Annotated in this window: 18 protein-coding genes; 14 read left to right on the plus strand and 4 right to left on the minus strand. The window is 43.0% G+C overall.

Annotated elements, in window-relative coordinates:
• Nucleotides 1-22 precede the first annotated feature (22 nt).
• From kduI to KTG12_RS03235, 3 genes are all read left to right on the plus strand, one after another.
• A complete protein-coding gene (gene kduI / locus KTG12_RS03225; RefSeq protein WP_005645698.1) occupies nt 23-865 on the plus strand; it encodes a 5-dehydro-4-deoxy-D-glucuronate isomerase in 843 nt (280 codons plus the stop codon).
• Nucleotides 866-894: 29 nt separating this feature from the next.
• The gene (locus KTG12_RS03230; protein ID WP_005634652.1) at nt 895-1,686 is read left to right on the plus strand and encodes a gluconate 5-dehydrogenase; all 792 of its coding nucleotides are present in this window, start codon (nt 895-897) and stop codon (nt 1,684-1,686) included.
• A gap of 171 nt (nt 1,687-1,857) precedes the next feature.
• Nucleotides 1,858-2,988 carry an ATP-binding protein gene (locus KTG12_RS03235; protein WP_005634654.1) on the plus strand — a complete coding sequence of 377 codons (1,131 nt, stop codon included), beginning with the start codon at nt 1,858-1,860 and terminating at the stop codon, nt 2,986-2,988.
• A 63-nt stretch (nt 2,989-3,051) separates the two neighbouring features.
• Here the strand turns inward: KTG12_RS03235 and KTG12_RS03240 are convergent, their stop codons facing one another.
• Both KTG12_RS03240 and KTG12_RS03245 read right to left on the minus strand, forming a co-directional pair.
• Nucleotides 3,052-4,548 (minus strand): acetyl-CoA hydrolase/transferase family protein, encoded by a 1,497-nt coding sequence (locus KTG12_RS03240; RefSeq protein WP_005634657.1) that lies wholly within the window; start codon nt 4,546-4,548, stop codon nt 3,052-3,054.
• A 70-nt stretch (nt 4,549-4,618) separates the two neighbouring features.
• Nucleotides 4,619-5,047 carry a hypothetical protein gene (locus tag KTG12_RS03245; protein WP_005651361.1) on the minus strand — a complete coding sequence of 143 codons (429 nt, stop codon included), beginning with the start codon at nt 5,045-5,047 and terminating at the stop codon, nt 4,619-4,621.
• A 250-nt stretch (nt 5,048-5,297) separates the two neighbouring features.
• On the opposite strand from KTG12_RS03245, the gene miaB reads away from it, so the two are divergent.
• From miaB to KTG12_RS03300, 11 genes are all read left to right on the plus strand, one after another.
• Nucleotides 5,298-6,668 carry a tRNA (N6-isopentenyl adenosine(37)-C2)-methylthiotransferase MiaB gene (gene miaB / locus KTG12_RS03250; RefSeq protein WP_005634662.1) on the plus strand — a complete coding sequence of 457 codons (1,371 nt, stop codon included), beginning with the start codon at nt 5,298-5,300 and terminating at the stop codon, nt 6,666-6,668.
• A gap of 1,316 nt (nt 6,669-7,984) precedes the next feature.
• Nucleotides 7,985-11,890 (plus strand): DUF6383 domain-containing protein, encoded by a 3,906-nt coding sequence (locus KTG12_RS03255; protein WP_138272729.1) that lies wholly within the window; start codon nt 7,985-7,987, stop codon nt 11,888-11,890.
• Between the two features lie 422 nt (nt 11,891-12,312).
• Nucleotides 12,313-13,191, plus strand: a complete 879-nt coding sequence (locus tag KTG12_RS03260) for an ABC transporter permease (protein WP_005651356.1) — start codon at nt 12,313-12,315, stop codon at nt 13,189-13,191.
• Between the two features lie 4 nt (nt 13,192-13,195).
• On the plus strand, nt 13,196-13,438 hold the full coding sequence (locus tag KTG12_RS03265; RefSeq protein ID WP_005634674.1) for a DUF3098 domain-containing protein: 243 nt from the start codon (nt 13,196-13,198) through the stop codon (nt 13,436-13,438).
• Entirely contained in the window at nt 13,435-14,235 is an 801-nt protein-coding gene (locus KTG12_RS03270) for an undecaprenyl-diphosphate phosphatase (RefSeq protein ID WP_005634675.1), read from the plus strand. The genes KTG12_RS03265 and KTG12_RS03270 overlap by 4 nt, the downstream gene beginning before the upstream one ends.
• Before the next feature lie 2 nt (nt 14,236-14,237).
• Entirely contained in the window at nt 14,238-14,948 is a 711-nt protein-coding gene (truB, locus tag KTG12_RS03275) for a tRNA pseudouridine(55) synthase TruB (protein WP_138272728.1), read from the plus strand.
• A 36-nt stretch (nt 14,949-14,984) separates the two neighbouring features.
• Nucleotides 14,985-16,034, plus strand: a complete 1,050-nt coding sequence (gene queA, locus KTG12_RS03280; protein WP_138272727.1) for a tRNA preQ1(34) S-adenosylmethionine ribosyltransferase-isomerase QueA — start codon at nt 14,985-14,987, stop codon at nt 16,032-16,034.
• A 12-nt stretch (nt 16,035-16,046) separates the two neighbouring features.
• Nucleotides 16,047-16,505: a 2-amino-4-hydroxy-6-hydroxymethyldihydropteridine diphosphokinase gene (gene folK, locus KTG12_RS03285; protein ID WP_005634678.1), complete on the plus strand. Its 459-nt coding sequence runs from the start codon at nt 16,047-16,049 to the stop codon at nt 16,503-16,505.
• Entirely contained in the window at nt 16,502-16,693 is a 192-nt protein-coding gene (locus KTG12_RS03290; RefSeq protein ID WP_005634679.1) for a hypothetical protein, read from the plus strand. The genes folK and KTG12_RS03290 overlap by 4 nt, the downstream gene beginning before the upstream one ends.
• A 259-nt stretch (nt 16,694-16,952) precedes the next feature.
• A complete protein-coding gene (metK, locus tag KTG12_RS03295) occupies nt 16,953-18,239 on the plus strand; it encodes a methionine adenosyltransferase (RefSeq protein ID WP_055285019.1) in 1,287 nt (428 codons plus the stop codon).
• A 140-nt stretch (nt 18,240-18,379) separates the two neighbouring features.
• Entirely contained in the window at nt 18,380-21,292 is a 2,913-nt protein-coding gene (locus KTG12_RS03300; protein WP_138272726.1) for a pitrilysin family protein, read from the plus strand.
• Nucleotides 21,293-21,359: 67 nt separating this feature from the next.
• Here the strand turns inward: KTG12_RS03300 and KTG12_RS03305 are convergent, their stop codons facing one another.
• Together KTG12_RS03305 and KTG12_RS03310 are read right to left on the minus strand one after the other, a co-directional pair.
• Entirely contained in the window at nt 21,360-22,148 is a 789-nt protein-coding gene (locus KTG12_RS03305) for an ABC transporter ATP-binding protein (RefSeq protein WP_005634683.1), read from the minus strand.
• A gap of 3 nt (nt 22,149-22,151) precedes the next feature.
• Entirely contained in the window at nt 22,152-22,898 is a 747-nt protein-coding gene (locus KTG12_RS03310) for an ABC transporter permease (protein WP_005634684.1), read from the minus strand.
• Between the last annotated feature and the right edge of the window lie 153 nt (nt 22,899-23,051).

Genomic DNA, 23,051 nt, shown 5'->3' on the forward strand with positions numbered 1-23,051 from the left:
AAAATAATACAACTATAAGAAGATGAAAACAAATTATGAATTGCGTTATGCTGCGCATCCGGAAGATGCAAAGCAATATGATACGAAACGTATCCGTCGTGACTTTCTGATTGAAAAGGTGTTTACTCCGAATGAAGTGAATATGGTCTATTCGATGTACGACCGTATGATCGTCGGTGGCGCTATGCCGGCTGGCGAGGTATTGGTTCTGGAAGCAATCGATCCGTTGAAAGCTCCTTTCTTTCTGACCCGTCGTGAAATGGGGATCTTCAATGTGGGCGGACCAGGTGTTGTAAAAGCTGGGGATGCTGTCTTCGAACTCGATTTTAAGGAGGCTCTTTATCTGGGTTCCGGTGACCGTGAAGTGACATTTGAAAGCAAGGATGCCAAGAATCCGGCTAAATTCTATTTTAACTCTACGACTGCACATCGCAACTATCCGGATAAAAAAGTAACGAAGGCTGACGCTGTGGTTGCCGCTATGGGCTCTTTGGAAATGTCCAACGACCGCAACATCAACAAGATGATCGTCAATCAAGTCCTTCCTACCTGCCAGTTGCAGATGGGTATGACGGAATTGAAACCGGGCAGCGTATGGAACACGATGCCGGCGCACGTGCACAGCCGTCGTATGGAAGCTTATTTCTATTTCGATATCCCTGAAGACCAGGCTATCTGCCATTTCATGGGCGAAGTGGATGAAACCCGTCATATCTGGATGAAAGGCGACCAGGCTGTTTTGTCTCCCGAATGGTCTATCCATAGTGCTGCTGCCACTCACAACTATACTTTCATTTGGGGTATGGGAGGTGAAAACCTGGATTACGGAGATCAGGATTTCTCTTTGATCTCTGACTTGAAGTAATGAATTTCGGACATTAATATATTATTATTATGGTAAATTTTTCATTGGAAGGTAAGGTTGCACTTGTAACAGGTGCTTCTTACGGTATCGGGTTTGCGATTGCGACTGCGTTCGCTAAAGCCGGTGCTACTATCGTGTTTAACGATATCAAACAGGAATTGGTGGATAAGGGTCTCGCTGCCTATGAAGCTGAAGGTATCAAAGCTCACGGTTATGTTTGCGACGTGACGAATGAAGAGCAGGTGAATGCTTTCGTTGCACAAGTCGAAAAGGAGGTAGGCGTAATCGATATTCTGGTGAACAACGCCGGTATCATCAAACGTATCCCGATGGTGGAAATGACGGCTGCCGAATTCCGCCAGGTGATCGATATCGACTTGAACGGTCCGTTTATCGTCTCTAAAGCAGTTATCCCTTCCATGATCAAGAAAGGACACGGAAAGATCATCAATATCTGCTCTATGATGAGCGAACTCGGCCGTGAGACCGTATCGGCTTATGCTGCCGCCAAAGGTGGTTTGAAGATGCTGACTCGCAATATCGCTTCCGAATATGGCGAATATAACATCCAGTGTAATGGTATCGGTCCGGGTTATATCGCAACTCCGCAGACCGCTCCTTTGCGTGAAAGACAGGCTGACGGTTCCCGTCATCCGTTCGATGCCTTTATCGTTGCCAAGACTCCGGCTGCCCGTTGGGGAACTCCTGAAGATTTGATGGGACCTGCCGTATTCCTTGCCTCCGACGCTTCCAACTTCGTAAACGGCCATGTGCTGTATGTCGATGGCGGTATTCTGGCTTATATCGGTAAACAACCTTGATAAGGTCGCACTGGCTCTTATTGCCTTTCTGCGTTAAAAAGAGTCCTTTCGGGAGAAATTCAGATTTCTTTCGAAAGGACTTTTTTTAGGGTAGGACTCTAAATCGGAATCTGATTACGTTATGATGATTATTATAAGATAATAATTATCTTTGCGTAAAAAGAAAACAACATGACATTGTTAAATAATCCATTCGTTACAAGTGGTTACATCGCTCCCGAATATTTCTGTGATCGGGAGAGGGAGACCGAAGAGTTGCTTCGTTGGCTGGTCAATGAAAACAATGTAGCCATCATCTCTACCCGCCGTATGGGAAAAACCGGGCTAATCCAGCATTGTTTCCATTTGAAAGAAATAAAGGAAAATTATTATACCTTCCTGATTGATATTTATGCGACCAAGACACTCCGAGAGTTCGTTTTTCAGTTAGGAAAAGTAATTTTGGCGACTTTAAAACCGAAAGGACAAAAGGCTTGGGAGTTGTTTGTTAATAGTTTGGTCTCTTTAAAGGCCGGTTTTTCATTGGATATGTCGGGAATGCCGCAATGGAATTTGGAATTGGGCGATATCAAGTCGCCGGAAACGACTTTGGATGAAATTTTTCATTATTTGGCTGTATCTGATAAGCCTTGTATTATTGCTATCGATGAGTTTCAACAGGTTGCACAATATCCGGAAAAGAATACGGAGGCTTTGTTGCGTACTTATGTCCAGCATTGCGACAAGGCTCATTTTATATTTGCCGGTTCACAACGTCATTTGATGGGTGAAATGTTTATTAGTCCTGCCCGTCCTTTTTATCAGAGTGTATCTATCCTGCATTTATCGGCAATCGATAAACAGAAATACATGGAGTTTGTACAACATCATTTCAGGATGGCGCAAAAGAATATTGATATTACAGTCTTTGACTCTTTGTATAATCGTTTTGAAGGAATCACTTGGTATCTGCAAAAGATATTGAATATTCTTTTTGCAATGACTCCGAAAGGGGAGGTGTGCGGTGGCGAGATGATTGAACAGGCAGTGGATTTCATTTTGGATTCTTATTCCTTTACCTATTCTGAGTTGCTTTATCAATTGCCGGAAAAGCAGAAAGAGCTGATGATTGCCATTTGTAAAGAAGGGAAAGCAACGGCACTGACTTCCGGAAAATTTATCCATAAATACAGCTTGCCGTCAAGCAGTTCGGTTCAATCGGCTTTAAGAGGGCTGTTGGAAAAGGACTTCATAACAAAAGAAGGAAACTTTTACATGGTTTACGATCGCTTTTTCTCTTTGTGGTTGAGGCGGAACTTCTAAAGAAAAGGGCTGTGTCAAAACGGAGTTTTGACACAGCCCTTTTCTGTATATATGATACAACGATTATTTGTTGTATTTACTCCAGTCAACATTGTGCATGTCGCCGCTGGCTGCCAGTTCTTCGTGGAAAGCGAAGCAACATTTCAGGTTCTGTGGCGTGTGTCCCTTGATACCCATTGCCAGGTATTCTTCCAGTAACGGTTTGTAGTCGGGATGGACGCAGTTGTCGATGATGCAACGTGCACGCTGGATCGGAGATTTGCCGCGCAAGTCGGCAACGCCATATTCCGTGATGATGACTTTGACGGAGTGTTCGCTGTGATCCAGGTGGGAAACCATCGGTACGAATGCGCTGATCTTGCCTTCCTTCGCCGTAGACGGAGTCGTGAAGATGGACAACATGGCCGAACGGGTGAAGTCGCCGGAACCGCCGATACCGTTCATCATTCTTGTACCGGATACGTGAGTGGAGTTGATGTTACCGAATATATCGGCTTCCAAAGCCGTATTGATGGCCACCAGGCCGAGACGGCGGGCTACTTCCGGATTGTTGGAGATTTCCTGCGGGCGAAGCAGAATCTTATCTTTGAAGAAATCCAAGTTCGCGTAGATGTCGCGGATCACTTCGTTGCTGACAGACAGTGAACAACCGCTGGCAAACTTGACGCGTCCCTCTTTCATCAAAGCAATAACGGCATCCTGGATAACTTCCGTATAAACGTTGAATGCCGGAATATCCTTGTTTTCGCCCATGCAACCCAAAACGGCATTGGCAACATTGCCTACGCCACTCTGTAGCGGAACGAATTCTTTCGGCAGACGGCCGGCTTTGATTTCGCCAACTAGGAAGTTGGCAACATTCTGGCCGATAGCCATTGTCACGTCATCCAGCGGAGAGAACTTGCCGCCTTCGTTCGGTTCGTCGGTCTTGACAACACCGACGATCTTAGCCGGATCGACTTTCACACAGTCGCTACCGATACGGTCGGACGGAGTGTAGATGGGGATTTCGCGGCGGTAAGGAGGATCAGCCGGTTCATAGATATCATGCATCCCGCGGATTTCTTTCGGGTGGCGGCAGTTCAACTCGATGATGATACGATCGGCCATGCGGCAGATTGTCGGCAGGATACCGACACCGCTTGTCGGAACGATTTCGCCGTCTTCCGTCACATCGGCTGCTTCGACGATGGCTACGTCGATCTTGCCTAAGAAGCCATAACGCAGGCTTTGTGCCAGTTCAGACAAGTGCATGTCGAAATACTGTGCACCGTGGGAATTCAGCAGGGCACGCAGGTCCTTGTTGGACTGATACGGAGTACGGAATTTGATTGCATTGGCACGAGCCAGTTCGCCGTCCAGCTTGTCGCCTGTCGAAGCGCCGGTAAACATACCGATCTGAAACGGGTTTCCTTTTTCATGTTCGGCAATTGCTTTTTTTGCAATGGCGCCCGGCACAACTTTAGGACATCCTGCAGGAGTAAATCCGCTAAAGCCTACATTGTCGTCGTGATGTACGAATGAAGCTGCTTCTTCAGCTGTAATAAATTTTAAAGCCATGATATTATTAATTTAGTAATACTTTATTCAGTTAACAGTGCGGCGCAAAGGTATTAAAAAAGACTATAGATTAATACTTGCGATTAAGTATTTCAGTGTAAATAACAGCTTTTCTCAGTTCGGCGGCATTGTCGAACTCGATATCCGTAAGTGGGATTTCCTCTTCGGTTGAGGGAACGACAAGGCGATTGCCGGCAGGAGATTGTTTGTCTGTCACTTTTTCGGCGGCAAGAAATGGTGAGGGAGCTGCAACTTGTTGTTGTTTCTTTTTTCTTTTAGGAGTGGGTACAGGTTGCTTTACCGGTTTCGGATTTTGCATTTCTTCCAGAATCTCCCAAAAGCCTTTGTCGGGAACATTATCTTCGTTTGTGACGATTTCCCTGTCCGGTTGCCCCAATATCTGTTTCGGACGTTTTTTCTTGTTCTTGGAACCGAACAAACTGCTGATCCCTGCAATTATCAGGAACACAATATATAGCCAATCACCTGCGTTATCCATAAACTTTGATTATTTTTGCACTCCAAATGTAGGAAATATTATTTAGAAGTGAAAGAAAGGATACATATAATAGGTATAAAAGTAAATAAGGGTAACTTCACAGCCACCCTTATTCGATTTAACCAAAACCTTAACTATGAAAAAATTTACGTTTTTCGATTACAAATATAAGCGTGGTATTTTGACTGTGCAAGTGTTTAGTGAATTATTTTTCAAAAACATTTATATTTAACAGTAATTAGTAAATAAGATGACGAATCAAGAGAATGGCGTGGACTTAAAATCCGCAGCCGTAACGGAAGAAAAGAAGTTGTTCATCGAAACCTACGGGTGTCAGATGAATGTGGCAGACAGCGAAGTAGTCGCTTCCATCATGAAAATGGATGGGTATGCAGTGACTGACAAGATTGAAGACGCTGATGCTATTTTCGTCAATACGTGTTCGGTTCGCGATAATGCCGAACAGAAAATCTACGGACGGCTTCAGTATTTCCAGTCTTTAAAAAGAAAGAAAAAATCTTTAGTGATCGGCGTGCTCGGATGTATGGCGGAGCGAGTGAAGGAGGAGCTGATCGAAGTGCATCATGCCGATTTGGTAGTCGGCCCGGATTCCTATATGGACCTGCCGAACCTGGTGGGGGCGGTCGAGCACGGCGAAAAGGCGATCAATGTAGAACTTTCCACGCAGGAAACCTACAAAGATGTGATCCCATTGAAATTGGGAGGCGTGCATATTTCGGGCTTTGTCTCCATCATGCGCGGATGTAATAATTTCTGTACCTATTGCATCGTGCCGTATACCCGCGGAAGGGAGCGTAGCCGGGACATCGAAAGTATCCTGAACGAAATACGCGATATGCGCGATAAAGGTTTTAAGGAAGTGACCTTACTGGGGCAGAATGTCAACTCTTATCTTTTTGAGAAAGAGGGGGAGAAAATTTCGTTTCCCGCCTTGCTGAAGCGTGTCGCCGAGGAAGTGCCTGAAATGCGTGTCCGCTTTACCACTTCTCATCCGAAGGATATGAGCGATGAAACCCTGCACGTGATCGCCGAGCATGACAATATATGTAAGATGATCCATCTTCCTGCACAATCGGGAAGTTCCCGTATCTTGAAAGTGATGAACCGTAAATATACGCGCGAATGGTATCTGGATCGTATTGCCGCTATCCGTCGTATCCTGCCGGACTGTGCTATCTCGACCGATCTGTTTTGCGGTTTTCATTCCGAAACGGAGGAGGATTATCAAGAAACGCTTTCCCTGATGCGTGAAGTAGGCTACGATAGTGCTTTTCTTTTCAAATATTCCGAGCGTCCGGGAACCTATGCGGCCCAGCATCTTCCCGATACGGTCAGTGAAGAAGAGAAAGTCCGCCGTTTGCAAGGCATGATCGACTTGCAGAACCAGCTTTCGGAAGAAAGTAACAAGCGTGATATCGGCAAAGTGTTCGAGGTTCTGATCGAAGGTTTCTCCAAACGTTCGCGCGAACAGTTGTTCGGCCGTACCAGCCAGAATAAGGTTGTGATTTTTGACAAGAAGAATTATCGCGTAGGACAATTTATAAAAGTACGCATAAACCGCGCCTCTTCCGCAACTCTGTTTGGAGACCCGGTCGAATAAGAGTGGGGATTTTTCTGTAGGGGCTGGATTCTGTTCTGCCTATTGCCATTTAATTATGGTGATGTTGATTCCTAATGGGCGGAGTAACCCCGCCCCTACGGACTCCCATTATTTACAAATTCTCCATCATACCATCATGTTTCTTGTGTGAACATTGAATATCATATTGTATAGATATGATAGTTCCCTTTTCAACTATCATGCAACTATCATAAATCAGCTATTTAACTATCATTTCGGCTGTTTTACTCGAAATAGACATACTCCAAAAGCGTTAAAAACGGAATGTTTTGCGGAAAGCATAAGCCTTTTTTTCCGGAACACATTACTTTTTTGTAAGAAAGACGTTAGATATTTTCCTCAAAATACCCATATCAGGGCCATTTACACCTCCATCTGAGCAGTCTTGAGACCCGGATCTGCCGGTGTCGGACACCCAGGTCTCGACAAAAAAATATAACTATATTGTTGAAAATAAGCTATATGCTACGTGTAAAAAAGCTATTGTATCCATGATGGTATGATAGTTGAAAAACCATCCGTCATGTCTACTATCATTTCGTGTAAGTATTGATATTCATGATATTAAAAGCAAAGCATGATAGTATGACAGTTGTTTTCGTAATCAATAGTAAGTTTATGGAATAATAGGATAATTGTAAGAATATTTGAACCTTTCCACAGGCTTGTCCGTTTGCTCACCGATAGATCTTCTTTCATGTTTCAAATTTGCCAAGAAATAAATCAACACTATTGAGATGTAATCTTTAATAATAGTTGTTGACTGAAAGAAAAAATAACACATAAGTCGCTATTCTGCAAAAATACCTTGTTTTTCTCTCTTTTTTCAGTGGAATCCTTAAGTGTGCTAAAGAGTAGTATCTGTCTGATAACCTATCTGTTATCAATTTAACTAATGTACATGCGTACATATATAATAAATACTTGATTTTGTACTCGTATGTTGTTGAATAATAGTGATATAGAGGTGTTTTTCAAAATGACTAATGAAAACGTACGTTTTTGTTCGCCATTTTCACTGCACAAAAATACAACTACTTTTTAAACCTGCAATCCTTTCTTCCAATTATTTTCCCTTTTCTATATTCTTTCTTATCAATCAGATAACTTAACAAGTACGAAAAACCGACTTTCCAACACAAACCCTCCAGAAAGCCCCTCAAAAATGACTAAAAAAAACGTACGTTTTCTCTCGTCAAAATACAGAAGTTTAGTTAAAAGACGAAAACACAGGGACGTACGTGATGCTGATCGAACTTTTAGTATATGTATTATTAATATTAATTCAAATGATTATGAACAAAAAGTTTTCTACTCTTGTAGCCGGCTTGTTTTTAGCCGGTACGCTTCCTGTAGGAGCCATGATTCATCACACTGCGAACGGAGAAGTGCCGTATCGTACGGATCTTGTGAAGAGTGCAGTTTCTTCCTACCATTGTAATGGGGTAAACTCTATTGATGAAACAAAGTGGTACCAGCTTGTTGTCTCTGAAGAAGGAGATAAAGAAGACGAACAAGCTAATCACGTAGACGGCACTGGGGCAAACATGACAGTGCTGACAATGGAACGTGATTACACTACCGGAAATTTGACTTTGACCGTAAAAGAAATCGAAAAAGCAGCATTGACTCATTCTTTATGGAAGATCACAACGGTTAGAGATAACGTGAACTCTCGCGACCTGTTTGCTTATGAAAACATGGAAACTGGCTATAAGCTGACTTTCGATGAATTCAACGCTTTGGATCTAAATGGAAGTTCAGATGCAACAACTGTTGTTAAAAAAGTAGAGGCTACTATCCTGAACGGTTGTACGGATAATTGGAGATGGTATACTCACAAGGCTCAAACGAGTAACTTCGCACAGAAAACTGTCTTCTCTTTTTTCCATGGCAAAGACTCTGTGATGGCTATGGTTTTGAATCAGAACAACGAAGTCGTTTTGGTAAAGGAGAGTGCGGTAAAGGCTGAAGACGAAGCAAAAAGTATTAAGGGACTGCTTGCTGTTCGTCCGATCATTGCCGGTGCAAAGGTTTTGAATGCGGCTGAAATCAATTCGATGATCGATGCTGACGGTTCTTATAAGAATTTTACTGATATCGCTAACAGTAACACCTCTGAGAATATTACGTTAGGAGGAACGAAAGTCAATTTCAAGTTCAGCAAGACATTAGATAAAAATCCGCTGACCGAAACTTACAAGGCTGTGGCAAGCCCTTATAGTTTGTTGGACCGTGATGAGTGGAAGGAAAATACTAATGAAGTTTATTCCGGTTACGACATCCTTCTTCAAAACGTAAAGACAGGTAAATACCTGATGGTGTCTCCTGATCGTTTTGAAAAACCGACTGCTCCAGGTGTGTATGGCGGTTTGCTGTTGAAGGATGCTGATTATCAGAAGTTGAATAGTAAAACAAATCCGACCGCATTGGTGAATGCCGATCCAACAATCTTGCCGGATGTCATCGGTAATTTGGATGCTCATCAAGCTCGTTATCATTTCAAATTCACTTATTATCCTACAAACGACAGTTTGGTGATCGAACCGTTGAATGCTTCTGTAAAAGAAAGTGAAGAGATCGACTATTTGCAGAGTGACTTGGTGCGTAAAGATGGTGATGCTGTAAAGATGGTAGATTACTTCAATACGGTTAATGCCGGTATCGCTTATAATAATGGCTCTTGGGGAAATGTCTTGTTTAACAAGGCTGCTGGTGTTCCGGTTGCTTTAGGTGCCATCAACAATGGAACGAGCACTTCTGATGCAAGCGAAATCCTGACAGTTTCAGTTCCTTCTAACATTGCAGCTGCCCAGGCTAAATATAAGACTTTGTGCAAGGAAGAATTTGCTTGTTCGAAAAGTTCAGTTGCCGGAAATCCTGCTTATGTGACTAATTATTGTGTTAATCATGTAGGTGATAAAGGCACTGTTGAGTACTTGGCAAACATGGGCGTGAAGATAAGCTTTGACAACTTCCGCACTCCATTGGTACGCACGACTGTCAAATCCGGTCTGTATTTCATTCAGTTGTCTACAACTGTTCAGGATGATCCTACTTATACGGAAAAACGTCATAACGGTTCTTATATCGTAGCTGATATGGCTGGCCATTTGGTTTATGATGTTAAAGATGCTAATCAGGACTTTACTCATATGCCTGCCACTCAGTGGGTTGTTGAAGAACTGAATTGTGATGTGTATGATAACGATGTGAATACGAACGAAGCTGCTTTAGTCAAGATTACTAACCGTGAGTATGGTATCGAAGGTTTCGTAGGTCAGTTGTATTCTGCCGGTAAGGATGCCAATGGGCAGGATAAGTACTATTTCATCAATCATAAGTATTCTGACGGAATGTGGAATGAAGGTACAGATATCCATTACTGGGGAGAGAAATTCGCATGTCACGATACGTTGACTTTCACTGCCGTAGATCCGAAGACTACTTTTGGTTATGAAGTGATTTCAGATGATGTATTAAAAGAAAACGTCTATGCATTGCAGCAGTTGGTAAACGGCGAAGCAGCATGGTATCTGGGTATTAGTGCAGATAGCAAGAACTTAGGTTTGTTGAAAGAAGATCCGACTATGTTCGAATTGCACTTGATCGGTGAAGCTACGGATTATGGTTATACTCCGGCACAAAAGACTACTCAACCGGGCTTGGCTGGCATTGACACTTTGAAGAGAGCTGTTTACGCTGTTAAGGTAAAAGATACAAACAAAATAGACAACGATCATACTTATGTAGCCTTGGATCATATGCACCGCTACGTAGTTGCTGACGAAAAAGATATCCAGGCTGGTAAGGATGGTTTGACTTGGGCTTTGTTCTATCTGAAGAACAATAATCACGTAGGTGAAGATCATTATTACTCTTTGGTAAATGCAGTAGGGGTAGAAACCGGATCTTTGAAAAATGTCAATACCACAGCTGGAAAGTTGGTAGTAGAAGCATCTACTTTCTTGACGAAGGTTGACAACTTGTGCAGCACATCATCTGATGTATTCAAATTGGCAGGAGATCCTCGTCCTTTGTATGCAAATCTGGAAGGTGACGACGTAATCGGAGCAGCTTATAGCAATTTGGTAAACAACAAAGAAAAAGGCTTGAAATTAGGTGTGGATCGCACAGGCGGTTATTTGTATGAAGATGAAACTCCGGGCCTGAACTATCTGTCTCATGAAAACTTGAACACAGGTGCAGACAAGAGCTATTCTTTCTATGTCGACAAAGTTGCAAAATCCAATGCACGCATGCCGCAGTATTTGTTTGTAACAGCAGCAGATAGCGTACCTGCTTACACATATTGCATTACAGAAAAACACGGTATCAATCCGGGATGTGACCATGCTGTTTCTTATCCGGGTTATGTAAGCGGTCGTTTCTTGGTTAACTTGAACGATTCTGTTCGTACTTCTATCGATAAAGTTTCTGCTACAGACAAGTTTATGTCTGACGGCTATGTAAGACTGGCATTTGTAGAGGCTGTTCATCGCGGTGATTCTCTTTATGTGCTGAAAGCTCCTTACACGCTGGCTTCTATCTCTGTTAAGGATGTGGATGGTACATCGTACGTTCTTCCTCCTTATCTGTCAAAAGACAGTTTGGGCGTTGTTTATGACATTGTCGATCTGAATGGCGAACACAACAATGCTGCATTCTCTTTGAGATATGTCGGCGATACGGAAAATGACGGTTTCTTGCTGGAATCTTTCGATTATGGAATGAAAAATGAAGAAGATGGTACGATTGAACATCTTTCTGGTATCGGTTCATTCGAAGGTGCATGGGTGAAATTACAGAATGGTGTTCCTGTTTTGGCTCAGATTTCTGACGATACAGATAAGGGCGACCACAATACAGGTGACAACCTTGCTGGTTCGGAGTACTATGATAAGATGAGTTGGAGTGAAGTATTGAACCAGGCTGCTATCTTTGGTTTGACTGAAGGTGTAAACGGTGGTGATGCTACTGCAAACGAAGACGTAGAAGTATCTTCTGTAACAGTCATCGCCGGTAACGGCCAGATCACAGTTGCAGGTGCTGCCGGCAAGAAAGTGGTTATCACTAACATCTTAGGCCAGACAGTCGCTAATACAGTGGTTACTTCTGATAATGCTACTATCGCTGCTCCTGCTGGTGTAGTTGTAGTTGCTATTGAAGGTGAAGACGCTGTAAAAGCAATTGTAAAGTAATCTCAGAATAATAACATTACAATTATAATCAAATAATTCTAAATAAGATCGTGCGCCGTAGAGATGCACGGCGGTGCATCTCTACAAATAACGGCAATTATCCTGCGACAGGTGAACAAGCGATCGTATTATTAATACTAAAGTATTGAAATAAAGTTCTTCTGCCAGTAGCCTGTGAAGGTCGAAGGCAGTTAAAAAAACAAGAGGCTGTGTCGAAATACACTATGTGTATGGATACAGTCTCTTCGTTTGTTTAAGATAAGCATGCTACTTTTTATCCATCTATGCTCGGTGACTTGTAGTTAAAGAATTGTAAAGTAATCACTATCTCATAAATTATTCGTTCTTTTGCAGAAAAATTGGGAGGTGTGTTCTCTGAACGCATCTCCTCGCTTTATTTAATAACAATAAGGTTACGTCTAATGGCTGAAGGTAAAAAGGTTAGTTCTGTTTCTTTCTTTAATTCTCGTCTGACTTCCATTATAAGTATCTCATTGGTACTGTTTCTGCTGGGGCTCGTTTTTCTGATAGGGTTGTTGGGAAACAAACTTTCCGTATATGTGAAGGAGAACATTTCATTTTCGATCGTGCTGAAAGATAATCAGAAAGAGGCGGATATAAAGAAGATGCAGAAGACGCTGGATGCCTTGCCTTATATCAAATCGACCGAATATATATCGAAAGAACAGGCTGTCAAGGAACTTGAGGAGGAGTTGGGGGAAAATCCCGAAACGTTCTTGGGCTTTAATCCGCTACAGGCTTCCATTGAAGTGAAATTGCATTCGGAATATGCTAATGTCGACAGCTTGCAATTGATCGAAAAGAAAATAAAAAAATATACTTCCGTTTCAGATCTGCTTTACCGGAAAGACATGATGCAGATGGTGAACGACAATGTGAAACGTGTCAGCCTGATCTTGCTTACACTTGCCGTAATGTTGATGGCAATCTCGTTTGTGCTGATCAGTAACACGATCCGTTTGCTGATTTATTCCAAACGTTTTCTGATCCATACGATGAAGTTGGTGGGGGCTACACCTGGTTTTATCAGAAGGCCGTTTGTGCGGTACAATGTGGTCAGTGGTATTTTTGCGTCCATTTTCGCAATATTAATGTTGACGGGAGCGTTGTATTATTTACAAAACGAATTATCTGGCTTCGTCCAGTTGCTGGATATTAAAGTATTGATAATTGTTTATGCCGGTGTATTGATAATGGGGATCCTGCTTTCGGTTACGGCTACTGTCTTTGCGGTGAACAAGTATTTACGAATGGGTGTTGATAAACTATATTATATATAAATGTATGGCTAAGAGAGATTTTGCTTTTGGAAAAGAAAATTTTATTTTGATCGCTGTTGCTGTTGCTGTTATCGCGATTGGTTTTATGTTGATGAGTGGTGGCGGTTCGCAGGATCCGACAGGTTTTAATCCTGAGATTTTCAGTTCCCGCCGTATTGTTGTGGCTCCGGCTGTGACAGTGATCGGCTTCGTATTGATGATTTTCGGAATTTTAAAAAACAGCAAAAATAAGGAAGTAGCGGAATGAGTTGGTTTGAGGCTTTAGTGCTGGGGATTGTTCAGGGATTAACGGAATACCTGCCGGTCAGCAGTAGCGGACATTTGGCTATCGGCTCTGCTCTGTTCGGTATTCAAGGAGAAGAAAATCTGGCATTTACGATTGTTGTCCATGTGGCGACCGTGTTTAGTACGCTGGTGATTTTGTGGAAAGAGATCGAATGGATATTCCGTGGTTTGTTTAAGTTCAAGATGAATGCAGAAACTCGTTATGTGATCAATATCCTGATTTCTATGATTCCTATTGGTATTGTAGGCGTATTCTTCAAGGATACGGTGGAAGATATTTTCGGGTCGGGATTGCTGATTGTCGGTTGTATGTTGTTGCTGACGGCTGCGTTACTTGCATTTTCTTATTATGCCAAACCCCGCCAGAAAGAAAGTATCTCGATGAAAGATGCCTTTATCATCGGTTTGGCTCAGGCGTGTGCCGTGATGCCGGGGCTTTCCCGTTCAGGAACAACGATTGCGACTGGTTTGTTATTGGGAAACAATAAGGCAAAACTGGCCCAGTTCTCATTCTTGATGGTTATTCCTCCGATTTTGGGTGAAGCGTTGTTGGATGTCATGAAAGCGGTAAAAGGCGAAGCGGTAGCAGGTGATATTCCGGCATTGTCATTGGTGGTCGGTTTTATTGCTGCATTCGTATCGGGATGTATCGCCTGTAAATGGATGATTAATATCGTAAAGAAGGGAAAACTGATTTATTTCGCCATCTATTGTGCAATTGCAGGTTTGGTTACGATTGCCTGTACGTTACTTAAATAAGAATGGATTTTATAGCAGGAGAAGTATTATATTTCAATAAGCCCTTAAAGTGGACTTCATTTGATCTGGTGAACAAGTTCCGGTATAAATTATCGCGGAAGCTGAAGGTGAAAAAGATAAAAGTGGGACACGCCGGAACTTTGGATCCGCTGGCGACAGGGGTAATGATTGTCTGTACGGGCAAGGCCACTAAGAGGATCGATGAATTTCAGTATCAGACAAAGGAGTATGTCGCTACCTTGAAGTTGGGGGAAACGACGCCTTCTTTTGATTTGGAAAAAGAGATAGACGGAGTATATCCGACAGAACATATTACCCGTGAGGAAGTAGAGAAGGTACTACAGTCGTTCGTGGGAACGATTCAGCAGATTCCACCTGTGTTTTCGGCTTGCAAGGTGGATGGTAAGCGGGCGTATGAGTTGGCTCGCAAGGGTGAAGAAGTGGAATTGAAGTCCAAGACGCTTGTGATCGATGAAATGGAACTGTTGGAGTGTGATCTGCCGGTAATAAAGATACGGGTGGTTTGCAGCAAGGGCACTTATATTCGCGCTTTGGCACGTGATATCGGTGTTGCCCTTCAGTCGGGTGCTCATCTGATAGCTCTCGAACGGACTCGTATCGGAGACATCACACTGGCCAAATGTATGTCTCCCGATGATATCGATGCCTTTTTAGATGAAAATATCATAATCGGAAAGGATTGTGAGGATTGATAATGATAAGAATAAAATAAAAATAGAAATTATATTATGAAGCTGTCGAAATTCAAATTTAACTTACCGCAGGAGCTGATCGCTCTCCATCCGGCAAAGAACAGGGACGAGTCCAGATTGATGGTTGTCAATCGCAAGACCGGAGAGATCGAGCATAAAGTGTTTAAAGACTTGCTTGGCTATTTTGGAGAAAAAGATGTATTCATCTTCAATAACACGAAGGTTTTTCCTGCCCGTTTATACGGAAATAAGGAAAAGACCGGGGCTCGTATCGAAGTTTTTCTGTTGCGTGAACTGAACGAAGATCTCCGTCTTTGGGATGTATTGGTCGATCCTGCCCGTAAAATCCGTATCGGTAATAAATTGTATTTTGGTGAAGATGATTCGATGGTGGCTGAAGTGATCGACAATACGACATCACGCGGCCGTACCTTGCGTTTCCTTTATGACGGGAACCATGATGAATTTAAAAAGGCATTGTACGCATTGGGGGAAACTCCGCTGCCTAAATATATCGACCGTCCTGTAGAACCGGATGACGAAGATCGTTATCAGAATATTTTTGCGACGGAAGAAGGTGCAGTTGTGGCTCCCGCTGCAGGTCTTCATTTCAGCCGTGAGCTGATGAAGCGTCTGGAGATCAAGGATTGCCAGTTCGCTTTCCTGACATTGCATTCCGGTCTGGGCAACTTCCGCGAAATCGATGTGGAAGATCTGACCAAGCATAAGATGGATTCTGAGCAGATGGTCGTGAACGGAGATGTCGTGAACATCGTGAATACGGCAAAGGATAACGGCCGACAGATTTGTGCGGTCGGTACGTCCGTGATGCGTGCTATCGAAACGGCTGTCAGTACGGATGGCCACCTGAAAGAGTTTGAAGGGTGGACCAATAAGTTCATTTTCCCGCCGTATGACTTTAGTGTGGCGTCCAGCATGATCACAAACTTCCATATGCCGTTGTCAACTTTGTTGATGATGACAGCTTCTTTCGGGGGATATGATCTGATTATGGATGCTTATGACGTGGCGTTGAAAGAAAAATATAGTTTCGGTGCTTATGGCGATGCCATGTTGATCCTGTAAAAACGGGTACTTATGGCGATTGCATACCTGGGCTTGGGAACCAATATAGGGAATAAGCGACGGAACATGATAACAGCTGCAGCATTGCTGGCTGAAAGGGTGGGAGATATTCTCGCCCTTTCCGGTTTCTATGAAACGGAACCGTGGGGGTTCGAGTCGGAGAACTTTTTCTTGAATGCGGCTGTTAAATTGAAGACTTCTTTTTCTCCGTTGGAATTATTGCGGATAACCCAGCGGATCGAAAAAGAATTGGGGCGCGCGGAAAAAAGCAGCGGAGTCTATCATGACCGTATTATCGATATCGATATCCTTCTGTATGAGGACGAGGTTTTGCAGATACCGGAGCTTACCTTGCCGCATCCTCTTATGCATGAACGGAAGTTCGTGATGGAACCTTTGGCCGAAATAGCTCCGTTTGTCGTGCATCCTGTGTTGAAAGAACGTATAATAGATTTGAAAGAACGATTATGAATGATTTTGAAAAGATATTGACCGGTGGTGGCATGGTCTTTAAGAAAAAGGGAAAAGACGAAAATGCCGGAGAGAAAAAGATTAAGTTTTCGGACTTCTTGCGTGGTACGCATAAATCGGGTGCTGCCAAGATGAGAGCTGAGTTCAAGTATAAAAAAGCACTGCGTAACACTAAAAAGAAAAAATAATTGTCAATTATCAATTGTCAATTATCAATTGTTTCGTACTTTTGCATGCGAATTGATGTGGATAGATTTGTATTGCTTGCAACCACAGGAAAAAATGCTAAAAACAAGCCCTTTTTAACTGCCGTCCGGCAAAGCAAATTTCCCCTCGTCAATCCATTCATTTGATTTATTAACCGTCAATTGTAAATTGTCTGTTGGCTTTATTGGATCGCTCCATTACTTGTCAATTGTCAATTGTCGATTGTCAATTCAAAAAACAATGAGTTATTTATTCACCTCCGAATCGGTGTCTGAAGGGCACCCCGATAAAGTAGCCGATCAGATATCGGATGCTTTGCTGGATGAGTTCCTGGCTTATGACAAGAACTCTAAAGTTGCTTGCGAAACCCTTGTTACAACTGGACAGGTTGTCTTGGCTGGAGAAGTAAAATCAAGTGCTTACGTGGATGTACAGGATGTAGCCCGTAACGTGATCGAAAAAATTGGTTATACGAAAAGCGAATACCAGTTTGAAGCGAAATCATGTGGCGTGTTCTCTTCTATCCATGAACAGAGTGGCGACATTAACCGTGGTGTCGAGCGCGAAGATCCTTATAATCAAGGAGCGGGCGACCAGGGTATGATGTTTGGTTATGCCACTAACGAAACAGAAAACTATATGCCTCTGGCATTGGATCTTTCACACAGCCTGTTGTGGGAGCTTGCCGAGATACGTAAGAATGAAAACGACCTGATGCCTTACCTCCGTCCGGATGCAAAGAGTCAGGTGACGATTGAATATGATGATAACGGAAAACCGCTACGCATCGATACGATTGTTGTTTCTACACAACATGATGAATTTATCACTGCAAAAGGTATCACACAGGAAGAAGCGGACTTGGCTATGCAGAAAAAGATCGCAGAAGATGTCAAGAGTATACTGATCCCGCGCGTAAAGGCTCAGTATCCGGCTCATGTTCAGGCTTTGTTCAATGATGATATTATCTATCATGTGAATCCGACTGGAAAGTTCGTGATCGGTGGTCCTCATGGAGATACCGGTTTGACAGGTCGTAAGATTATTGTTGATACATACGGTGGCAAGGGAGCTCATGGTGGTGGAGCATTTTCTGGAAAAGACCCCTCGAAAGTAGACCGTTCTGCTGCTTATGCTGCTCGTCATATTGCAAAGAATTTGGTTGCCGCTGGCGTGGCTGATGAAATGCTAGTACAGGTTTCGTATGCGATCGGTGTGGCTAAGCCAATGAATATCTTCGTGAATACATTCGGCCGTGCTAACGTGAAAATGACAGACGGAGAGATTGCAGAAAAGATCTGGAATCTGTTTGACATGCGCCCGAAAGCAATCGAGGAACGTTTGAAATTGCGTAACCCGATCTATCTGGAAACTGCATCTTACGGTCATATGGGACGTAAACCGCAGGTTGTGACAAAAACATTTACTTCTCGTTATAATCCGGAACCGACCGTTTGCGAAGTGGAACTGTTTACCTGGGAAAAACTGGATTATGTCGATAAAGTAAAAGAAGCGTTCGGCCTTTAATGTAAATATAATCTTTGTACGAGCATATATTAGCTCCTATCCGAAAAAATCGGCTCTTGTTCTGTTTTTTTTCGGATAAGAGCTATTTTTATTTTAAATTGCATATATTTGACGCATGTAATTATCTAAATCTAAAATTTATGCGTAAAACGATTCAGTTTCTTCAGTTAGCCTTTCTTCTCCTTTTGGCAACTGCATGTGCAGAGACTTCCCCGTTTAAATACGAGTCGGTCCCGAACGATCCTCTGAAAGCCCGTATCTATACTTTGGATAACGGCCTGAAAGTGTATATGACTGTGAATAAAGAGACCCCACGTATTCAAACGTATATTGCCGTTCGCGTGGGAGGTAAAAACGATCCTGCCGAAACGACCGGTCTGGCACACTATTTTGAACACTTGATGTTTAAAGGAACTCAGCGGTTCGGCACGCAGAATTACGAACAGGAAAAACCGATGCTCGATCAGATCGAACAGCTTTTTGAGGTGTATCGTAAGACTACTGATGAGGCAGAACGCCAGGCTATTTATCATCAGATCGACAGTGTTTCTTATGAGGCTTCGAAATTGGCAATTCCGAACGAATATGATAAACTGATGTCTGCTATTGGTGCAACTGGAACAAATGCGTATACCGGCTTTGACCAAACGGTCTACGTGGAAGATATTCCTTCCAACCAGATTGACAACTGGGCCAAGATACAGGCGGACCGTTTTGAAAACAATGTAATCCGTGGCTTTCATACGGAGCTTGAGACTGTGTACGAAGAAAAGAACATGTCTCTTACCAGTGATGGCCGTAAAGTGTATGAAGCTGTTCTGACCGCTCTTTTCCCCGATCATCCATACGGGACGCAGACTGTTCTCGGAACACAGGAAAACCTGAAGAACCCGTCTATCACGAATATCAAAAACTACCATAAAACTTGGTATGTCCCTAATAATATGGCAATCTGTCTGTCCGGTGATTTTGATCCGGACCAGATGATCGAGACGATCAATAAATATTTTGGCCATTTGAAACCGAACCCCAATCTGCCGAAGTTGCCAGTAACGCATGAGTCTCCGATTAAAGCACCGGTTATAAAAGAAGTGTTGGGTGTCGATGCTGAAAATGTGACTTTGGGTTGGCGTTTCCCGGGAGCTGCTTCTCCTGACCAGGATTTGCTGAATCTGACAGGCGAAATTATTAATAACGGTAAAGCAGGTTTGTTGGATATCGATTTGGTTCAGCAACAGAAAGTACTAAGTTGTTATGCCGGAACATACGGAATGTCCGATTATAATGCATTTGTTATTAGTGGTCGTCCGAAACAGGGACAGACTTTGGATGAAGTAAAAGACCTATTCCTGGCTGAAATTGATAAGCTAAAGAAAGGTGAGTTTGACGAAGGCTTGCTGGAAGCTGCTATCAATAACTATAAACTGATGCAAATGTACCGGATGGATCGTAACGACGGTCGTGCCGATATGTTTGTCTCTTCTTTCATCGACGGTGTCGATTGGAAAGATGAAGTCGCTTCGTTAGATCGCATGAGCAAAGTGACAAAGCAGCAGATCGTCGATTTTGCCAACAAATATTTCGGTGACAACTATGCGCTCATCTATAAAAGACAAGGTAAAGACCCGAACGAAAAGAAGATCGACAAACCTAAAATCACTCCGATCGTGATGAATCGCGATAGTTCAAGTCTGTTCTTGAAAGAAATACAGGCTTCAAAAGTGGCTCCGATCGAACCGGTATTCTTGGATTATAGTAAGGATTTGCAAAAACTGACCGCCCAATCCAATATTCCGGTATTGTATAAGGAGAATACTTCCAATGATCTCTTCTCTCTGATGTATGTATTCGATATGGGTACGAATAATGATAAGGCAATGGGCACCGCTTTCGAATATATGAAGTATTTGGGCACATCTAAAATGAGTCTGAAGGAAATCAATGAAGAATTTTACAAACTGGCTTGTTATTTCAATGTATTCCCTGGTTCAGACCGCACATATGTGATGCTGGAAGGTTTGAAAGAGAACATGCCGAAGGCAATGGCTCTGTTTGAAGAGATCTTGGCCGATGCACAGGTTAATAAGGAGGCTTATGGAAACCTTGCAGGTGATATCTTGAAAAAAAGGACTGATGCTAAATTGAACCAGGGACAGAATTTCAACAAACTGATCCAGTATGCTATCTGGGGGCCGAAGTCTCCTGCTACAAATGTGCTGACAACTGCCGAGTTGCAGCAGATGGACCCGCAGGAACTGGTCGATCGCATTCATAAGATCAACTCATTCGATCATAAGATTTTGTATTATGGTCCGGAAAAACCACAGGCCGTTCTGGACATCATCAAACAATATCATAATGTCCCTGAACAGTTGCAACCGGTTCCGGCAGCAATTGAGTTTAGCCAGCAGGAAACTCCTGAAAATAGAGTTCTGCTTGCACAGTATGATGCTAAACAGATTTATTTCTCTGCTGTCTCTAACCGAGGTGAAAAGTTCGATCCGGCTATCCAACCTACATTGAATATGTATAACGAATACTTCGGTGGCGGCATGAACGCGATCGTATTTCAGGAAATGCGTGAATCGCGTGGGCTGGCTTATTCTGCAGGAGCTTTCCTTATTACTCCGTCCAAACTGAAATATCCGTATGTCTACCGTACGTTCATTGCGACTCAGAATGATAAGATGATTGATGCGATGAAAGCTTTCGATGAAATTATCAATAATATGCCGGAATCAGAAAAAGCGTTCAACTTGGCTAAAGATGCTCTCATTACCCGTTTGCGTACGGAGCGTATTACCAAATCGGATGTTCTTTGGTCTTATCTGAATGCCCAGGATTTAGGTCTGAACACGGACAGTCGTAAAGAACTGTTCGAGAAGGCGCAGACAATGACATTGCCTGAAATCAAGGCATTCCAGGAAAAATGGGTGAAAGGGCGTACCTATATCTATTGTGTATTAGGCGATGAAAAGGATCTCGATCTGAAAGGTTTGTCACAATATGGTCCGATTCAGAAACTGACACAGGAAGAATTGTTCGGATATTAATCCGATGCCTATCTCTTTCCGATCCGATGCCCATTGTTTTTTTATCCGATGGGCATCGGATAATTTTTTACTTTGCTTTCAGTTCTTCTTCTTTTAACTCTTCTTCCTCGACTTCTTTAACCTTGCGGAACAAGTCTGAAGCGAAGATAAAATCGTTCAATGCTTTGTTCTTGGAAGTAATAACCTCTTTGCTGTTCCCCTGCCATTCTTTTACGCCTTCTTTGATGAAGATAATGTTTTCACCGATATTCATGACGGAGTTCATGTCATGTGTGTTGATGATAGTCGTCATTTTGTATTCGGCGGTGATATCGTGGATCAGGTCGTCGATAATCAGCGAAGTCTTGGGGTCCAGGCCGGAGTTCGGTTCGTCACAGAACAGATATTTCGGGTTCAGGGCGATGGCGCGGGCAATAGCGGCACGTTTCATCATACCGCCACTGATCTCAGAAGGATAGAGGTGGCCGGCTTCCGACAGGTTCACACGATCCAGACAGAACTGGGCACGTTTCAGGCGGTCTTTGTAAGTGTCGTTTGAGAACATATCCAGCGGGAACATGACATTTTCCAACACCGTCATGCTGTCGAATAAGGCCGATCCTTGGAACAGCATACCCATTTCACGGCGCAACATGTTCAATTCGTGCTTATCCATCGATGTCAAGTCACGGCCGTCATACAAAATCTCTCCCGAATCCGGACGCATCAGCCCGATAATATTTTTGATAAGAACCGTTTTCCCGGAGCCGCTTCGCCCGATAATCAGGTTTGTTTTTCCCGTTTCGAAGACGGCGCTGATGTCATTCAAGACAACGCGTCCTTCAAAGGACTTGGTGATATGTTTTACTTCTACCATTTTTTATGTCAGCATTAAGTTGGTTAAGATCACGTCGGCCAGCAGAATCATGATACTGCTCATAACGACTGCGTTCGTACTGGCTTTGCCTACTTCCAGTGCACCGCCTTTCACATTATAACCGAAATAGGCGGCTATGGATGAAATAATAAACGCATACACGACGGATTTAATGATGGAGTACCAGATGTAGAACTCATTGAAATAGAACTGCAAACCATATTCGAAAGAGGCGGGAGTCATACCTGTGCCCGTGGAATGGCTGGCTGCGATACCTCCCAAAATACCGGTGAACATACTGAAGATAACCAATACCGGAATGAAAGTCATCATACCGACCATCTTCGGCAGGATCAGGAAATTGGCGGAGTTGACTCCCATGATCTCCATCGCGTCGATCTGCTCCGTCACACGCATGGTCCCGATCTCGGAGGCAATGTTGCTGCCGACTTTACCCGCCAGAATCAACGACATGATGGAAGAAGAAAATTCCAGCAGGATAATTTCACGCGTTGTATATCCTATCGTAAATTTAGGAATGAGCGGCGAACTGATATTCAGTGAAATCTGGATGGCAATAACCGTACCGATAAAAATGGAAATGATGACAACGATCCAAAGGGAATCGACTCCTAATTTATATATTTCCTTTATCAACTGCTTAAAGAACATGCTCCACCGGTTGGGTACGGAGATGCATTTCCCCATCAACATGACATATTCACCTACTTGATGTAATGCTTTATTCATTATTTTATGTTTCTATTCAATTACAGTCTGCAAATATAACGCAATTCTGGGAACAACTGTTCATTTCAGGCTTGATACTTCTGGTTTGTATTTAATCTAAACTGGGCTGTAAGTCAATAAAAGCGTAGTGAACGATTTGTATAGAAGGAATTA

Origin of the sequence: Parabacteroides sp. MSK.9.14 (genome assembly GCF_019041495.1) — a bacterium.
Lineage (GTDB): Bacteria > Bacteroidota > Bacteroidia > Bacteroidales > Tannerellaceae > Parabacteroides > Parabacteroides merdae.